Source organism: Paraclostridium bifermentans (assembly GCF_019916025.1).
GTDB classification, from domain to species: Bacteria; Bacillota; Clostridia; order Peptostreptococcales; family Peptostreptococcaceae; genus Paraclostridium; species Paraclostridium bifermentans.
On record NZ_CP079737.1, the window covers coordinates 2184046 to 2202015 of the forward strand.

Genomic DNA, 17970 nt, shown 5'->3' on the forward strand with positions numbered 1-17970 from the left:
ACTAATACTATTTATAACTATATTTTCTTCAATCTAGGAGGATTTTTATGCTAGAAGAGTTTATGACTAAATACATTCCTATTTTAGTAAGTATTTTTGAATTTATGGGCGTTGTAGTTATATCTATAGGAGCATTTACAGCTTTTTATTACTATATTAGAAAAGTTTTATTTAAAATAGACGTTAGCGTAAAGCATCAATTTGCTACAGCTATGGCCACAGGTCTTGAATTTAAATTGGCAGCTGAAATTTTAAAAACAGTGTTAGTGAAAACACTAGATGAACTTGTTATTTTAGGTGCTGTGTTTTTGCTTAGAGTACTTATGACTTTTGTTATAGAATGGGAAATTAAACAAGATAATAATGAAAATAACAGAAAAAATTAGTAAAGCTTATACTTTGAAGCTTAATTTTTTACTAATAAAAATAATATAACTGAGTTTCTTGTTTTATCTCAGTTATATTATTTTTTATTTTAATCTATTAGTAAAATATTTATTATTTTAATCTCCATGGTTTTCCTTTTCCATGTAATTGTTCAGGATTATCTCCCTTTGTCCAATGGTTTGCAATATATGATTTCCCATTATAAACAACCTCATCTCCTTCAATGTAAATCACATCTGGATACCATGCATTATCATCTAAAGCTGGGCCAGATATTAATTTCCATCCAGTAGATTTTCCTTGTCTATCTCTTGGGTCCGGTTTCACTCCAGCATTAATCCACCAATTATTTTCATAAGTATTTCCTTCAAAAACTACTTTTTTTCCTGTAATTGGATAATTTATATGAGCATTCCAAGTGTTATTTGTTGATTCATTATCTTCTTTTGTCTTGAATGACACATATGATGGTAATGAATAATTTCCTGCTACATCAAATGCTCTAACAATCAAAGAATACTCCGTATTAGATTTTAAGTCTTTTAAATCAACTGTTGTGTTTTCAGAAGAACCTATATATTTTTTATTAATATCGTCCCAAACCCAATACTTAGAAACTCCTACATTATCAGTTGAAGGGTCAAATTGTAACTGTGCTGATGTTTCTGTTATATTAACAGCTTTAATATTTTTAGGAGATGTAGGTGCTTCTGTATCCTTATTGTCACCTGGTTTTTCATCACTATTAATCTCAATTGTTTTTTCAACTATATTATCAAATAAATCTGTTATTATTACTTTTGCATAAATACCATTTGTGCTATCTAGTGAAATTTCTTCATTTATTTCATTTTTATATGATTTTATATTATCGATAGTTTTTATTGCTTTACCTTCCATAGAAGAATTCTTATAAATTTCTATTTTCCCTTTAAATTGAGGAGTACTTTCATTATTTAACTTCCACGAAATATTTAATTTATCATTTTCATATTTGTGATTTATAATATCAAAATCTAAAACTCCAACATCTGGTTTGCTTGGTTGGTTAAGTGTAAATACTTGTCCACTATTAATAGATGGCTTTATATTACCCCCAGCACTCACCCAAACATACTCTGGATTTCCCCCTCCATCCCAATTCATATTAGGATACTGACTAGTTATTTTCTGTTTATCTAAAGAATTCCATTCTCCATCAGAAATATTTCTGCTATAAAAGTTTTTTAATCTAGCTTCTCTTTCCTGATATCCATTTCCAGCCCAATCTTCTTGAAACATACCATTATTGTTATTAAATTGAACATTTGATACTGGGAAATCTAAAACAGCTATTTGTTTCCATTGTTTTGTAGATTCATCTCGTATCCATTGTCCAAATTTAGTATGTCCATCTTCTTGCCAATTACGCATAGTCATCTTGTACCAACTATTTGGCTTCCAATTGTAATTAGTTTCAACTTTCATCCCTTCACCTTCTCCTCCAAAACGTGATGCTGAAGAATCTGAAGAAATATATTCTGCTTCTATTGGTTTTCTAACTGCTATAGGATCCCAAATTGCAAAATGTGCTGTACGTCTGTTAGCTTGTTGTTGAAAACCAGCGTAACCACCACCTTCTCCTCCTGCATTCCAATTGTGAACTGCCCAATATGTATATGGTGGATTTTTAACTGAGCTCCAATCATTAGTCATAATATCTGATGACTTTCCATTTATAGGATCAATATACATCCCAGTTGCATTATTTGCTGCTTGAATTATATTTTTATTCCCAATTCCAAAAACCATAAAAGCAGTCATAATTCCAATTAACAATATTTTCTTTTTCATTAAATTTACCTCCCTATTGTAACTTAACCCTCTATATAATCATTACCAATTATATGATTCAACTTATTTATCGGCATAAATTTTATATAGTTTATATATATTATAATTTATAAGCTACACTAACTTTTATATTAGAAAATAAAAAAGAAACAGTTTACAATGAAGCTGCTTCTTTTTTACTTTCTATTAAATATTTTATTTGATATTAGTATATTTATTTAAGTTATATTGATCATACTTTTTATTATTATAACTTATTGAGTGTTTAGGACAGTTGTGTATACACCTCATACAAGCCATACAATCATTTCCAAATTTAATATTTTTATTTTTATCGTATTTTATATTTGCTTTAGGGCAATTTTTTATACATTTCCCACATTTTATACAGCTATTATCGACTGAAAAACTTTTACCTATAAATTTTGCTATAAAATTAAATAACTTAGCAAAAAAATCTATTTTTAATATACTCGTAGTTTCTTTATTTTCATGTTTATAATTATTGAACTTGATATTTTTTAATAACTCATCTAACTGTTCATTCGTTTGACTTAAAATTTTATTAATCTCATCATCTGTGTTTTGAGGATATTTACCAAAATAAAAATTTCTAGGCATTGCTAAAGTTTCCTTACTAACAATGTTATATCCCTTTTTTTTCAATTTGTTTTCTAGTGAGTCTACCCCATGAGCATTAACGATTCCTGCTGATGTACAGTAAACTATTGCATTAGAGTTATTTTTAGGAACATTTTTTGCTACCCATTTTAAAAGTTTTTCAGGTACATTTGATGCATAATTTGGCCCTCCAATTATAAGTAACTCCACATCTTTATCAACTGTAGGGTTTTTATCAATACTATCAATTTTAACTATATGATTTTCATTTTTTAGTTTTTCACCTAAGTAATTTGCTACATATCGCGTATTTCCTGTTCCTGAAAAATATAATATATTAATTTTCATATATGCCTCCTAATGTTTAAGTCCTATTTGTTGAGTAAATTTTCTTTCATCTTTATCAATGTAGATAAAGTACTATCTAAAGAATCCGAATCCAATCCAGATATCATTTCATTATGAATTTCTCTCATGATTTTTTCTAAATATAAAAATTCTTCAAAAGCTTTATTTGTAAGTTCAATATTTTTTTTCCTCTGATCATCCTTACTTTGATTTATAACTATAAATCCACTTTCTTTTAATTTAGCTAAATTTCTACTTGTATTAGCTTTATTTATACCCATAACCTTAGCTAAATCTTCTTGAGTGATTTCATCATAATTTTTTAGTTTAAATAAAGTCATTAGAGTTAATAATTGTCCTTGCCCTAAATTTCTATCTTTTAAAGATTCATCCATTCTTGATTTTAATTCTTTTGATATAAAATATATTAAATCACCAAGGGGTTCATATTTTTTCATTTCTACTCCTCCATATACTAATGTACTTATTTTAAAATTATTATAATATATATTTGTTGCGCACGCAACATTTTATTAAAATTAAAACTACAAAACTTATTTTGTAGTTTTAATTTTAATAAACTCATTTACTTTTTGTATTTTTTTTATAGCAAAATCTATATCATCAAAGGTGTGTGTTGCCATAAGAGTCGCTCTAAGTCTAGCTTCCCCTTTTTTAACTGTTGGATATCTTATAGCTGGTATGAATACACCTTCTTCTAATAATTTTTTGCTAAATTCATTAGCAACATCTTCATCTCCTATAATTATAGGAACTATTGGTGTATTGCTTTTTACTTTAAATCCTATCTCCCCTAATTTTTCACAGAAATATTCAATATTTTCATTAAGCTTTTTTATCAATCCAGGATTTTTTTCAATTATTTCTATACTTTTTATAGATGCAGATACAACGGAAGGTGATAGTGCAGTTGAGAATATAAAGCTTCTTGCTTTATTTCTCAAAAAATTTGTTATTTCACTATTTGCACATACAAATCCACCCTCACTCCCAATGGCTTTACTTAGTGTTCCTATAATAATATCTATATCTTTAATATTAAAATATTCACAACTTCCTTTTCCTTTTTCTCCTATAACACCTGTAGCATGAGCATCATCTACTATAGTCATTAAGTTATTATCTTTTGCTATATTTACAATTTCTTTTAAATTAGCTATATCCCCATCCATGCTAAAAACACTATCAGCAACTATAACCCCATACTTACTCTTTTTCAGCTTAACTTTATTTGATAAATCTATCATGTCATTATGTTTATAAACTACAACTTTAGCTTTTGATAATCTACATCCATCTATTATACTTGCATGATTTAACTCGTCACTAAATATTGTAAACTCTTCATCACAAATTGATGATATTACTCCAACATTAGCCATATATCCATTATTAAAAATCAAACAATCTTCACAGTTTTTGAATGTAGCTATTTTTTTCTCAAGTTCTCTATGTACATTATAACTTCCAGTTGTGAGTCTTGATCCTCCTGATCCAACTCCATAATGCTTTATACTTTCTATAGCAGCTTTCTTAATTGAATTATTATTTGATAGTCCAAGGTAATTATTTGATGCCATTAATATTACACGTTTATTATCTATAGTTGTATATTTATCTTGTGCTTCACTTAAATATTTAATATCTCTGTATAAACTCATTTCTTTTAATTGTTGTATTTTTTTATTAATACCATTCATTTTATTTTTCCTCTACAAATAATTTTTAAGTTGTTTTTTTCCATTTATAAAATCCTTATAACTAATACTCGCATTGAATTTTATATCATTCTTTACAACTATCTTTTTATTTTCAATATACTCTATGCATTTATTTTTATTCGGTAAAGACGAATCATATAAAAATATCCTACCACCACTGGTATCTCCAATCTCTTTTAACTTTGTAATTCTTACATATCCATACTTTTTAGATGCTACATATCCTGCTGTATAATTTGGATCATCTGAATAGCAAACTTCGCCTATAATCTGTTCACAATTTACAACCTTACTAGCTAATGCTAAAGCTTCTAAAAAGTGCGCATTTTTTTCAATAGATTTATTCAATGTTTCCATATCATTTCCTTCAAAATCCATATACGTTGCTCTTATTCCCCTTTGCTTATCTGTTTCTAACCTTTGAAATGTGTTTATATCTAAAAGTATAGCCCCTCTCATATTTGAAATACTTCTAATTGTCCGTACTATATTATCACTTTTGCTTTTGTCTATACCCATATTTTCAAGTATATTTGTTACAATATTGAATCCTTCTAAATAATTTTCTACATTTACAGTAGTTACTGGAAGAGGCTCTATATATGTAATTTCTTCTTTGCTTATTTCCTCTAATTTTATATTTATAAAATCAGATTTTCCCTTGGGATGATTAAATGCTCTTTTAATTAATAGGCTTATTACCTCTTCTAAGTTTTCCTCATTGGATATACTCTCTGCTCCGGATATATGCTCAGTTAAATTACCTTTCATTTTAGAAGATCTCATTTTCACACTATATAATTTCATTTTTGCTACTTTCTCCAATCTTATATTCATCAAGTATAAAATTTTTATAAGGTGTTTTAATAGTTATACGTTTTATTAATTTAAATGTTATATATGATAACATAGCCGTGTATAACATACCTATAAACGCTGAAATAATTAAAGATTTAGCTGGAACTCCAGTTATAAAGCTCATAACTACTCGTCCAAAAATTGTTCCTACTGGACCAGCTATAGTTACTGCTATTATTCCATTTCCAAATATACCAATTAATCCTCCTCCAACGATTCTAAAGATCATCGCTACTATAACGTTTAAAATTGTATGTGTTCCCATTAAAATATTTATAAAGCTTGCTATTATTCCTGAATATATATATCTTTTAAATCCAAATGTAGCACATATACCAATTGCTATAGGAGCTGACATCTGAAATTCTGTTCCAGGGACTAGCCCTGGTAATTTAATAATTCCTGATATTGCAATTATTACTGATAACAATGATATTAGGGTTAACTCCCGTATTTTATTATCTCTCATTTTTAGTAAACCTCCATATCGCAAAAGTTAACCTTTTTATTTTTAATTGTAATATGCATAGGTATTTTTTGTCAACTCATTTAATTTTACGAATTAACTTTTATTTTGAATTTTTATCTATAAAAAAAATAACTCTTATATAAAATGCTTTATATAAGAGTTATTTTTTTATTTTTTACTTATATTGATTGTAGCACTACTATTGTCTTTTGCTTGATGTAATATTTTTATCTCCATTCCTAATTGTGGAACTTTAACGCCTAGTTCTGGAGCCGCTTGATTAGTGAAATCTTTTTTATCACTAAACTTAGGGTTTGAAGATGAATATTTATCTATAGCGATCCTTCCATATGATTCCCCTGCATCAATAGAAAATTTACTACCTTTTTTAGAGCTAAATGCCGCATCATGCATTTGATATTTATTACTAGCTATTAATGACTCAGTTTCTTTATCATAAAAATGCCAAGGTATATTTGTTTGATCTGCATCTACAACTGATAAATATCCACCTCCAGGGTGTACTCCAGTCCAGTTTTCACTATAATACTCATTTACATACCATATAACCATACCCGGGTCGTATTCATACATCTGACCAAATGAATTTATTCCCGCTAGACCTTTATCTACTCCGTCATGATTTCTCCATTCTATTAAGTAGTAGTTTTTAGAGTAAACCTTACCTTTATCAATATTAAATCCATTCAGTTCAAATTTAGATCCCTCTTCTGCATTATCAAAAAATAATTCATTGTTATCATCTAATATTCTTATATCATCTACATAAAATCCACTTCCAAAGGTATATTTATCTGTCTGATATTCAAATTTTATCTCTACATCTTTCCCCTTATAATCGCCTAAATCAAATATAGCATCTACCCATCCATCAGATTTTCCTGTTATTCCATTTGGAATAACTACCTCCGCTCCTGGATCATGGTCTTTAGTAGTTATGTTACCTTGGATAAAGTTCCAATCTTTGCTGCCCTTTTCTCTAACCTGTATACTTGCAAAATCCCATCCTTTTTCTATATCATATAAAGTTTTAAATTTTAACTGCGGGCTATTAGTATTATTTAAATTAATTTCTGCTGTCATGGAGTTGTTTAATGGCTCTCCATCTTTTCCTTTTCCACCCCAGTACACATTTTCACCACTAAATGGCTTAACTATTTCTGTTTCTAAATCAGGTAAATTTACTTTTACTGTTTGGCCAGTTTCACTTGCTTGTTTCAAATCTAATGTAACACCTTTTGTTGTTAAATCTTTATAATCTATCTCTGTTGATTTTTGCCAATTTCCACCGTATTTATTTTGCATAAGTTGTTTGCTATATGGACTTATACCTGTAGGCTCCGTTCCTGGTACTTTTCCTGCCCAACTTCCAGATGACATCAAAGACCAATTTGATATGGGTTCACTATAACTACTTGAATACTGCGTATCATACTCATCTGGCATACCTAAGTCATGCCCAAACTCGTGAGAAAATACTCCGCCTGCTCCATCTTCTGGATTTATAGTATAATCATACGCTAGAAATTTCCCTGTTGAACTATTTTCACTTTGCGTTCCTTCTATTTGATAGATGCCTCCTAAATTCCATCTATGAGACCATATTGCATCGCTTCCAAGACTACCTCCTCCAGCTTCTTGCCCCATACCTGCATGTATAAACATCAAATAATCAATCATTCCATCTGGCTCATTGTAGTTTCCATCTCCGTCTAAATCATACCTATCTATTTTATCAAAATCACTTAAATTTATGTTTTTATCTTTACCTAACTCTGTTAATCCATCTTTTATTAATTGTCTTGCATTTATATCATTATTAGAACCTTCCTGAGCTCCATAAGATACTGCACTTCCTGGTACAGTATACCAATCAGTTACTTTTCCATTTATTTTTAAAGTCCCTCCTGACTGTTGATCATAATATTGCTTCATTGACACTAAATTTTCCCCATTAGGACCTTTATATCCATTTTCGCCAAACAACATATCTTGAAAATGATCCCTTCCATAGTTTTGATAATACATATTTGATTCGCCTGGCTTTATTTCATTATGTTTATAATCATCAAATTCAACCAAAACAGTCAAAACATTTACTTCTGTAACTTCATTACTATTCTTTACCTTATACTGGTTTGGGCTATGTTTTTTTATATTCTTTTTTTCTTTTGATTTAAATTCATTTTCTTGTTTAGTTATATGTTCGCTTTTATTATTTTTTGCTAATTCATTCATATAAGTTCTAAAAGCTCTATTTGATTCTTCAAAATTTGCACTTTTATCTATTTTACCTTCTTTTTTTAACATCTCTATTATTTTCTCTTCATTAGCTATAGATATGTCTACCGGTCCACTTATATTATAATTAGCACTTCTATGTGAATTGTTTATATTTTGTTTTTCATTGTTTAGTGCATTTACTGAAGTCAGTGAACCTGCTAATAACCCTAATGTGATAACTAAAGATACTACCCTCTTTGAGTGCATAAAATTCCCCCTAAGTATTATTTTCTACATACTATGGAATACAACGTCCCAATTCTAATATATAATTTAATTTTTATATAAATTTAATCTATTTTATATAAAACAAAGCACCTTATTAAATAATAAGGTGCTTTTTATTTCCATTTACCAGTATCCAAGAATTTTTTTGCTCTATAATTAGCATTTTCTACTAAATTTTTATCGTAACCCATAAACTCTAATAACTTTATAGCATTTCTAGTTTGCGTCCTTCCACTATGAAGCTTATAATCAAATTTTATATCATTGTCCGTTATAGTTTCTTCAAAATGATAGTTTTCAAATATATCCTCAAGCATATATGTAAGCTCTACATCATGTGTAGCCGCAAAACACAATGTATTTTTGCTACCTATATTTTTTAAAACCTCACAAGAAGATGCTATTCTTTCAACTGTATTTGTGCCTCTTAAAATCTCATCTACAAAACATAAACATGGAATGTTATTGTTTATTTGATTTAATATGCGCTTAAGAGATTTAATTTCTACTATATAATAACTTTCACTACTATGTATATCATCTTTTAATGCCATAGAAGTATATATATTAAAATATGAAGATTTATAATCTTTAGCAAAACAAGTATATATAGTCTGTGCCATTATAGCATTTATCGCTATAGTTTTTATAAATGTAGACTTTCCAGATGCATTGGATCCAGTAAGTAATACCCCTTTTGTGAAATTTCCATTGTTCAAAACTGGTTTTTTTATAAGTGGATGATATATATCTTTAAACTCTATATTATTATCTTCTTTTTTTTCTGAAATTTTTAAATATGGTTTTGTATAAAAATCTAGACTTTCTCTAAATGAAGCTACTCCAATTAGTGCATCTATAATTCCTACATATTCATATACAGTTTTTAATTCTTCTTTATTTTTTATTATTGTATTTTTAACTTTTTCATAAGTTATTAATTCTCTTAAAAATATTAAATTTGCATACTCTGCAAATACATCCATGTCGCTCATTATACTTTTTTCTTGAATTCCTACACTTTTTCGTCTAATTTTTTTTAATTTTTTTAAACTTTCGTCTATAGAATCGATATTTTCATCTATTTCACAAATATTTTTTTCTTTTATCTTATTTGCTGCATTAACCAAACTTATCATATAGCTAAACCCGTTTGCATCGTAATTTCTAACCTTATTTCTTTGACTTATAAATACATTTAAAACTATAAACCCTATGGCTACTATTATAAATATTGGGTTTATAAATAATAGTAATAAACTAAGCGTTGGTGCCCATGATAATAATCTAAATTGTAGTAGTTTACTTTTACTATTATCTTCTTTATTAAATAAGCAATTTGTTATATATAGTTCATTGCTTTTCCCTAACTTTCCTAAAATAAACTGAATCTCATATCTTTCTTTTTCATTTTCCTTGAAATATTCTATAACTTTATCACGTTTTCTTAAAACTTCTTGATTGTGTAATGGATTTCTCAACATATCATACAAAATTTCTTGTCCAGCTGTAGATTGTGTATTATTTATTTTTTTAAAAATATCATCCATATTTAAATCATTCCAAGTTATGTCATCAATTGTATTTTTTTTATTTTTATTTCTAAAATAACTTGATACATTTCTCATCTTTATCATAACTTCGTTCAGATCAATATCTTTTCCATAGTTATTTACTATATTAAATTTTATATATTTTATTCTTTTTTTATTTTCATTAATCGAAAAAGTTATCCCAACTAATAATATAACTACTATTCCTATTAATAATTTCCAAAATTCCCCCATTTGATTACTCCTTTTTAATACTGATTTAATTATATTATACCTTAGTATAGGCATAAAAAATAGAAGATCTTGGGTTTATACCAAGACCTTTTTATATCCTATCCAATCTTATAGAAAACTTTGTTCCTATGTTTTTTTCACTATATAGTTTTAATTTCCCATTATGAAGATTTATAATTTTTTTAGTTATTGCTAGTCCTAATCCACTACCTCCATCTGTTTTACGAGATTCATCAGCTCTTACAAATTCATCAAATATATTTTCTATAACATCATGTGAAATACCACATCCATTATCCTCTATAATTATATCTACATATTTATCATTCTTTATTAAATCAACAGTAATAGTTGTTCCAATTTCATTATATTTAATTGCATTTATAATTATATTTCCTAAGGCCCTCTCCAACGCCTTAGTATCTATAATAGAATATATACTTTCTTCTGGTATATTCACGTCAAGTAAAAATCCGTTTTCTTCTATATCTATATAATACAAAGCTACTAATTCTCTTACAAATTCACTTATATCCTGTTTTTCTAAATTTAGTTTATAACCCGGGCTATCAAGTTTAGAAAAAACAAACAATTCATCAACTAAATAGTTTATTCTTTTAGTTTTATTATATATATAATCTAAGTATATCTTTTTTTCATCTTCGCTTGTTACAACCCCTTCTGATATCGCTTTAGAATACCCTAATATTGAAGTTATTGGTGTTTTCAAGTCGTGTGAGATATCTCTTATAATTCTCTTTTTACTATCTTCTGCTATACGTCTTTCGATTTCAGATTTTTCAAGCTTATCAACAGTACTATTAAATGATTCTTTTATTTTATTAAACTCCCTATATGAATTAAACTTAACATTTACATTTGAATATCCTTCACTCATTTTTTTAATTTCATTTTCTAAAATTTTAAGAGGCCTAGATATTTTTCTTATGGATAATATAGATAATATAATAAACATCAAGAAAACAATAATTATCGTTAGTAGTAAGCTAAGAGACATATATATTTTAGATTTTTTATTCCCATACATTTCGTGAAAAATTTTATAGCTATAATCAGGTATCTTTACAATATATAGCTTATCTCCTTGCTTATACGCTCTTGATTCATACTTGTAATTTGTATTTTTTTCATTTATAAAATCCTCAATTGAATAAAATTCTTTTTTATCTTTTTTTACCCCTATGATATTTACTATTTTACCATTTTCAACTTCTTCTACCCATCCATCTTCACTCAATATCTTTTTTATATCTATCTCTTTATAATTTTCTTTAAATAAATAGTTTATTCCACTTTTTGTTACTTCTAAGTTTTTACTATTTACTACATTACTAATCTGAAATAATATTAGATAAAGAAATATTATTATTCCAACTATAAATATTAAAGTTGCTAATATTGAATTTATTATAAATATACTATATAAACTTTTACCTTTTCTCAAAATTATCTTTCCTTTCATACCTTTTAATATTATTATAAAAATACTCTATATATAAATTATTATATATAGAGTGTGTTCATAAGATTTGCAGTTATAATTATATATTTTAATGTTTATCTAATATATCATCGATTATTACTATTAATGTTAATATAAAAGCTTCATCTTCAAAATTTATATCTATAGTATATCCATCTGTAAGTTTAAATAAATCTTTTTTTATATCAGCTATCTCTTTGTTTTCCTTATAAATTTTATATTTTCGATCAAATAAATTTCCATTTACCGTTAATTCTCCATATTTGCAGTTTATAGTCATTCTATCTTTAATAAAAGTTAATTTTTTATTTAAAGTCGCTACTACTTCTGAATTTTCCATAACTTCGTACTTCGGCAATAATGCTAGTTTTTGCTTTACTTCATATAAAGTTTTATTATCTTTCATCATTTTAAATTGCAGCCCCACAGATATTAATTTATTATCTACAAAGAATGCATCTTCTTCTTTATCATTTTTTATCCAAAAGTCTTCCTTTAACTTAAAAAGTTTAGATTTCATATGGTATCTCATAATTTTCCTCCTAATGTACATATTTATTTACTTTCAAATTTGTATCCAATTCCTCTTATTGTTTTTATATATTTAGGTTCTTTATTAGATTCTTCAATTTTATCTCTTATTTTGCTTATTTGAACCATTATAGCATTGTCTTCTGCTATATAGACTTCATCCCATACAGATTCAAATAAATTTTTTTTTGTAAAAACCTTATTTGGATTCTTCATGAACAATTCAACTATTTTTAATTCTGTTGATGTAAGTTGTATTTCTTCACCGTTTTTGGTTAACTTACAAGCTTCTAAATCTAATTTTAAATCCCCAACTTCTATTAATTGTTCTTCAATTTCATTCGAATTTGAGTATCCATATACTCTTCTTATTTGAGCATTAACTCTGGCTACTAATTCTAAAGGATCAAATGGCTTTGTAACATAATCGTCTGCTCCCATATCTAAAGCTAATATTTTATCGTATCCTTCAACTTTGGCTGAAATAACTATTATTGGTATATTTAGCTTACTTCTTATATTTACAATTAAAGAATATCCATTTAAGTTTGGCATCATTATATCTACAATAGCTAAGTTTATATCATTTTTATCTATAATGTTAATAGCCTCTATACCGTCATAAGCCTTAAATATTTTATAATCATTATTTCTAAAGTAAAGTTCTACTAATTCTACTATTTCTTTTTCATCATCTACGACTAAAATATTATACATTATAATCCTCCTCTAATATATAAACCATGATATTATACTTGTTTCTTAATATATATTATCTTATTTCCTTGTTTTTGAAAATATAGCTTGAAATTACCATTCCTACTATAAAGTAAACTAAACTTATTATAATATTGTTAATAGTATTAGTATTCATATCTGCAATATTTTTTAGTATATACGTTATGCTATATGGATTTAATTTACTAAAATACGAACATATTATATCAAATCCAATTATTATGAAAATACCAAATGATATAGTATGTCTTGAACTTGGTATTAAAAGACCTGGTATAAATAAAATTGAAACTAATCCTATTATAGGTATAAATGTAACTGCATATTTATAAATTACATCGCTAATTAATTCTAGTTCTGGAACTTGAGTCAATATTGAAGCTGCTATAATACTTATTATTATTTGAATTATCATGGTAATTAATACATTTATGCATATAAATACTAACTTGCCCATTAAGACCTCTGTCCTACTTATAGGATTTATAAGGTATATTTTCATTCCTCCATTATTAAACTCTTCTGTTATAACTTTAGAAATTATAATTATAATAAATGGAGGTATTATAGTTAATGTTGACTTAAGAAACATTAACATTATTTGAGATTCACCTAAAACGCTACTCCCAGCTACTTTTGTAGTTGCAAAATAAGCTAGTGCAGTAGATGCTAATATCAAAATATTTGCTAATAGTAAAGAACTTTTTTTGTTAGTTATAAATTCATTTTTTATTATACTATTCATAATTAATTTCCTCCTGTAACCTCTATAAATATGTCTTCTAAAGAACTATTATTTATTGATACTTCATATATCGGTATATTGTTATTTACAAGTTCTTTTATTACTAAAGCTATACTAGATTCATTAGCTTGAACAATTATTCCATTTTTTTCTGTTTTTTCTATCTTTGCATAATTTTTATCATTTAAAACTCTTGCTGCTTCACCTATACCTGTAGTTTTTATAAAAAATAGATCTTTTTTAGTAGTTATACTTTCTATGTCTGATTCTAGAATCTGTTTCCCATTTTTTATAATTATAACTTTATTACAAATCATTTCTATTTCATGTAAAATATGTGATGATATTATAATAGTTTTTTTGTGTTTAGTAACCAATTCTTTTATTAATTGTCTCATTTCTATAACACCTTTTGGATCTAATCCATTTGTTGGCTCATCTAATAATATTATTTTAGGATTTTTTATAAGTGCCATAGCAATTCCTAATCTTTGCTTCATACCCAAAGAGTAATTTTTAGCTTTTTCATTACCTCTACCTTTAAGACCTACTATTTCTAACACTTCATCAATTTCATAGCTACAAGAATACGTATCACTAAAGTTTTTTACTATTTTTAAGTTTTCATATGCAGTTAACTCAAGGTATATTGCTGGACTTTCTATAATTGCAGCTACATTTTTTATAGCCTCTTTAAATTTTTTGTCTATATCATATCCATCAATATAAACTTTACCACTATCTTTATTAATTAAATTTAATATCATTTTCATTGTGGTACTTTTACCTGCTCCATTTGGCCCTAAAAATCCAAATATGTCACCTTGGTTTACAGTAAAACTTAAATTATCAACAACTAACTTATTTCCTCGTTTTTTAGTCAGGTTTTCAACTTTTAAAATTTCTTGCATATTTATCACCTCTTCATTTAATTTGATAATATAATTTTAAAGTTGTAACCTTTCTAAAACCTTTCTATATTATTTAATGTTTTTAAATTTTTTTATTTTAATAAAAAAAAAACTAGCTTTTCAGCTAGTTTTATTTATTACTTGTAATGTTTAAGCATTGTATATTCTTTTTTATTTTAAGTTCATTTTTGTATATATAACTAAATAGTATAACTGCTATTAAGTAAAATGCAACCGTAAAATAATAAGGAATTGTATAAGATATAGTTTCCATTAAAAAGCCACCAATTGCAATTCCTATAGCTCTACTAATATTACTAGATAAAGCTATTAAACTACTCATATTGGTTCTTTCACTTTCATGCACAATTTCCATAGATAAGTTTTGAATAAGTGGCATAGCCATATTCATAAGTCCATTTCTCATAAAAAATGCAATAGTTATAATAAATATTCCTTGTGGAAAAGCAATTGATAGTAAAAATGGAATAGATAATAATTGACAAATTATAACTGATTTTACCTTTCCAAACTTGTTCGACATAAAAGGTATAATCATGCCTCCTATTATACACCCAAATTGTGATATTGAAAGTATAGTTCCAACAATATTATCACCTATATCCATAGAATATTTTAAGTATACACTAAAAAATGGTACAATTATTCCAGCCCCTATTCCTATTAGGAATTGATAAACCATAAAACTTACAATCTTTTTATTTAATATAGATGCATATCCTTTTAAACACTCTTTTAAATTTCTATGTTTTTCATACTCAGGTTCCTTCATAAAAAATATAGGAATCAAAGCTAAAATAGATAATATAGAAGTTATTATAAATATATACTTTATAGATTCACTTGATGTAAAATAATTATCTAGATAAGATGACATAACTCCACCTAAAAAAGAAGCACCCATCATACCTATATTAGACATTATAAAATTCGTACTAAAAACTGATACTCGTTCCTCTTCAGATGTATTTTCAAGTATGTACATACCTTCTGCTGTAGTTTTTATACTCATCCCAAAACCATTTATAATTGCCATAATTAATATTAAGTTTGAATTATTGAAAAAAACTATAAAAATAGAACCTATTGCTATACATATAAATCCTAAATTGAAACTTTTTTTCCTACCTATTCTTTCAATTAAGTACGCACTAAAGATAGATCCTATTGCTATAGAAAATGTATTAATTGAAAGAACACTTCCTACAAACTGTTCTTTATAACCAATTTCTTTTAAGTATATCCCCACAAACATATTAAAAATTCCCATAGCAAAAGAAGCTATAAGATTTATAGTAAGAAACAACTTTATATTCTTACTTAGTTTTATCTTACAAGCATTTTTCATTATATCCCCTCTTCTCACAACCTTTTTGTCTTTTCAATATAAGTGTATTTCTTTTTTTTATTTTTTTCAATATTCTTTAAATAGTTTATTATAATAAAACGACTTGATTTAATTATATAATTAAACCAAGCCGTTTTATTTTTTTAATCTCGTATTGCATCTTTTATTTTTTTATTTAAAACTTCCCTATACTTACCACGCTTATATTTATATTCTTTAAACGAATCTACATTTCTACATATATCATTTATTACTTTTTTAGTTATATTGTTTATACTATCTAAATTTTCCTCATATAAAATTTCTATAGAGTCTATTTCTATTAAAGTGTCCACTACTTCCATGTATATATCTTTTAATACATGTTTACTATCACTTTCAAAAGCTAATTCTAATTTTGCCTGATATTTTATAGGAACTACCTTTTCTTTTATAAATAAAATAAAGTTTTCAAAATCTTTTTTATTATTAAGTGGCTCTACTTCAAATAAAATTCTAAAGAATAAATTCCATATAAACTCACAATTTAATTTAGATATAATAAAATTGCCTAGCCTTTCACAAAATTCATCCTCAAACTCAGGTAATTTCCCAAATCTAATTTTAGAGTTAAAGTCTATATCTTTTTTAGAAATTTCATTTATTCTTTTAAGTCCTTTTATTGTAGTATCTTCACTTATATCCATTCCATCTTTTTCTTTATTAAATGAATAATTTATTATTGTCTCACAAGGTTTTTTAAAATCTATTATAAATCCTATGTCAGCTTCCATTTTTTCTGCAAAGGTATCATATGCAATCTTTGCTAAAAACTTTTCCATAGATTTTCTTTTGCTATCTTTATCTTTATTATTTCCACTGAAATTTTTATAAACAGATAATAATTGATTATCTATAAGTGTTAAATTGGTCTTTATTGATGCAAATACATCACTTAAAAACTTATCCATCATAACATATGCATTATTCTTGTAAATAACATTATGTTCTATTTCACTCCAAAAAATATTAACCATAGATTTTATCTGAATTTCAAAATTTATTTTATTGTCTCCATATAAAAACAATCCATCTATTCTATATATTTCAAATCCATTTTTTTGTTTCCTTGGCTGGTCTTTGTCTAATCTAATTCTTATATTTTCATTTTCCTCATTATAATAATATATATGGTCTTCACTTATATTGAAATACGATTTTAAAAGCTTATATATATTTCTTTCTTCCTCTATAAACCTACACTCTAATCTTACCCCAATTAAATCTGATAAGTTATGTATTAAAAGCTTAGGTGTTTTATATTTATTTAAATATTTATTTCTTATAATTTTCTCTCTTAAGCTATATTCACTTTTTACTCTTGAATTGACATTTAAGTATTCTTGTTCGTTAATATTTAATATACATTCAAAATATTTTACTAGTTCTTCTGATAACATGTTAAGCGTCGGCGTTATATCATTTAACAATTCTACAGCTTCATCAATGTATTCAAATTCTCTCAAACTCATAATAAGTTCTCCTTGGCGTCTTTTTTATATAACTAAATTTTACACAAAAACTCAAATTTAAGCAAATAACGAAATTGTAATTTT

General features: G+C 26.2%; 16 protein-coding genes. 1 reads left to right on the forward strand and 15 read right to left on the reverse strand.

The genetic code is table 11. From position 1 onward, the window contains the following. Positions 1–47 precede the first annotated feature (47 nt). Positions 48–386, forward strand: coding sequence for a DUF1622 domain-containing protein (locus KXZ80_RS10515; protein WP_021433434.1), 339 nt, complete (start codon positions 48–50; stop codon positions 384–386). 112 nt (positions 387–498) lie between these two features. Here KXZ80_RS10515 and KXZ80_RS10520 read toward each other — a convergent pair whose 3' ends face one another. The 15 genes from KXZ80_RS10520 to KXZ80_RS10590 all read right to left on the reverse strand — a co-directional run bounded on the left by KXZ80_RS10520 (position 499) and on the right by KXZ80_RS10590 (position 17886). Beyond that, on the reverse strand, positions 499–2220 hold the full coding sequence (locus tag KXZ80_RS10520) for a DUF3472 domain-containing protein (RefSeq protein ID WP_021433435.1): 1722 nt from the start codon (positions 2218–2220) through the stop codon (positions 499–501). Positions 2221–2415: 195 nt separating this feature from the next. Further along, positions 2416–3189: an EFR1 family ferrodoxin gene (locus KXZ80_RS10525; RefSeq protein WP_021433436.1), complete on the reverse strand. Its 774-nt coding sequence runs from the start codon at positions 3187–3189 to the stop codon at positions 2416–2418. A gap of 23 nt (positions 3190–3212) precedes the next feature. Next, entirely contained in the window at positions 3213–3647 is a 435-nt protein-coding gene (locus KXZ80_RS10530; RefSeq protein ID WP_021433437.1) for a MarR family winged helix-turn-helix transcriptional regulator, read from the reverse strand. A 96-nt stretch (positions 3648–3743) separates the two neighbouring features. Then, positions 3744–4910: an 8-amino-7-oxononanoate synthase gene (gene bioF, locus KXZ80_RS10535; protein ID WP_021433438.1), complete on the reverse strand. Its 1167-nt coding sequence runs from the start codon at positions 4908–4910 to the stop codon at positions 3744–3746. 12 nt (positions 4911–4922) lie between these two features. After that, a complete protein-coding gene (locus tag KXZ80_RS10540; protein ID WP_052011324.1) occupies positions 4923–5738 on the reverse strand; it encodes a 6-carboxyhexanoate--CoA ligase in 816 nt (271 codons plus the stop codon). Then, complete coding sequence (locus tag KXZ80_RS10545; protein ID WP_021433440.1) at positions 5725–6258, reverse strand: hypothetical protein; 534 nt, start codon at positions 6256–6258, stop codon at positions 5725–5727. Before KXZ80_RS10545 ends, KXZ80_RS10540 begins: the two co-directional genes overlap by 14 nt. 168 nt (positions 6259–6426) lie before the next feature. After that, entirely contained in the window at positions 6427–8769 is a 2343-nt protein-coding gene (locus tag KXZ80_RS10550; RefSeq protein WP_021433441.1) for an immune inhibitor A domain-containing protein, read from the reverse strand. A gap of 134 nt (positions 8770–8903) precedes the next feature. After that, positions 8904–10577: a MutS-related protein gene (locus KXZ80_RS10555; RefSeq protein ID WP_021433442.1), complete on the reverse strand. Its 1674-nt coding sequence runs from the start codon at positions 10575–10577 to the stop codon at positions 8904–8906. Positions 10578–10668: 91 nt separating this feature from the next. Continuing rightward, positions 10669–12042 carry a sensor histidine kinase gene (locus tag KXZ80_RS10560; RefSeq protein WP_021433443.1) on the reverse strand — a complete coding sequence of 458 codons (1374 nt, stop codon included), beginning with the start codon at positions 12040–12042 and terminating at the stop codon, positions 10669–10671. A gap of 106 nt (positions 12043–12148) precedes the next feature. Continuing rightward, positions 12149–12613 carry an LURP-one-related/scramblase family protein gene (locus KXZ80_RS10565; RefSeq protein ID WP_021433444.1) on the reverse strand — a complete coding sequence of 155 codons (465 nt, stop codon included), beginning with the start codon at positions 12611–12613 and terminating at the stop codon, positions 12149–12151. Between the two features lie 23 nt (positions 12614–12636). After that, positions 12637–13329, reverse strand: coding sequence for a response regulator transcription factor (locus KXZ80_RS10570; RefSeq protein ID WP_021433445.1), 693 nt, complete (start codon positions 13327–13329; stop codon positions 12637–12639). Positions 13330–13384: 55 nt separating this feature from the next. After that, a complete protein-coding gene (locus KXZ80_RS10575) occupies positions 13385–14095 on the reverse strand; it encodes an ABC transporter permease (RefSeq protein ID WP_021433446.1) in 711 nt (236 codons plus the stop codon). Positions 14096–14097: 2 nt separating this feature from the next. After that, complete coding sequence (locus KXZ80_RS10580; protein ID WP_021433447.1) at positions 14098–15006, reverse strand: ABC transporter ATP-binding protein; 909 nt, start codon at positions 15004–15006, stop codon at positions 14098–14100. A gap of 130 nt (positions 15007–15136) precedes the next feature. Continuing rightward, complete coding sequence (locus tag KXZ80_RS10585) at positions 15137–16375, reverse strand: MFS transporter (RefSeq protein WP_021433448.1); 1239 nt, start codon at positions 16373–16375, stop codon at positions 15137–15139. 143 nt (positions 16376–16518) lie between these two features. Further along, entirely contained in the window at positions 16519–17886 is a 1368-nt protein-coding gene (locus tag KXZ80_RS10590) for a GTP pyrophosphokinase (RefSeq protein ID WP_021433449.1), read from the reverse strand. Positions 17887–17970 lie beyond the last annotated feature (84 nt).

Excerpts from the sequence above, each read along its gene's own strand:
- KXZ80_RS10565 (WP_021433444.1), bottom strand. The coding sequence starts at position 12,613 with ATGAGATACCATATGAAATCTAAACTTTTTAAGTTAAAGGAAGACTTT.
- KXZ80_RS10570 (WP_021433445.1), bottom strand. The coding sequence starts at position 13,329 with ATGTATAATATTTTAGTCGTAGATGATGAAAAAGAAATAGTAGAATTA.
- bioF (WP_021433438.1), bottom strand. The coding sequence starts at position 4,910 with ATGAATGGTATTAATAAAAAAATACAACAATTAAAAGAAATGAGTTTA.
- KXZ80_RS10555 (WP_021433442.1), bottom strand. The coding sequence starts at position 10,577 with ATGGGGGAATTTTGGAAATTATTAATAGGAATAGTAGTTATATTATTA.
- KXZ80_RS10580 (WP_021433447.1), bottom strand. The coding sequence starts at position 15,006 with ATGCAAGAAATTTTAAAAGTTGAAAACCTGACTAAAAAACGAGGAAAT.
- KXZ80_RS10590 (WP_021433449.1), bottom strand. The coding sequence starts at position 17,886 with ATGAGTTTGAGAGAATTTGAATACATTGATGAAGCTGTAGAATTGTTA.
- KXZ80_RS10515 (WP_021433434.1), top strand. The coding sequence starts at position 48 with ATGCTAGAAGAGTTTATGACTAAATACATTCCTATTTTAGTAAGTATT.
- KXZ80_RS10585 (WP_021433448.1), bottom strand. The coding sequence starts at position 16,375 with ATGAAAAATGCTTGTAAGATAAAACTAAGTAAGAATATAAAGTTGTTT.
- KXZ80_RS10530 (WP_021433437.1), bottom strand. The coding sequence starts at position 3,647 with ATGAAAAAATATGAACCCCTTGGTGATTTAATATATTTTATATCAAAA.
- KXZ80_RS10525 (WP_021433436.1), bottom strand. The coding sequence starts at position 3,189 with ATGAAAATTAATATATTATATTTTTCAGGAACAGGAAATACGCGATAT.
- KXZ80_RS10540 (WP_052011324.1), bottom strand. The coding sequence starts at position 5,738 with ATGAAATTATATAGTGTGAAAATGAGATCTTCTAAAATGAAAGGTAAT.
- KXZ80_RS10545 (WP_021433440.1), bottom strand. The coding sequence starts at position 6,258 with ATGAGAGATAATAAAATACGGGAGTTAACCCTAATATCATTGTTATCA.
- KXZ80_RS10575 (WP_021433446.1), bottom strand. The coding sequence starts at position 14,095 with ATGAATAGTATAATAAAAAATGAATTTATAACTAACAAAAAAAGTTCT.
- KXZ80_RS10520 (WP_021433435.1), bottom strand. The coding sequence starts at position 2,220 with ATGAAAAAGAAAATATTGTTAATTGGAATTATGACTGCTTTTATGGTT.
- KXZ80_RS10550 (WP_021433441.1), bottom strand. The coding sequence starts at position 8,769 with ATGCACTCAAAGAGGGTAGTATCTTTAGTTATCACATTAGGGTTATTA.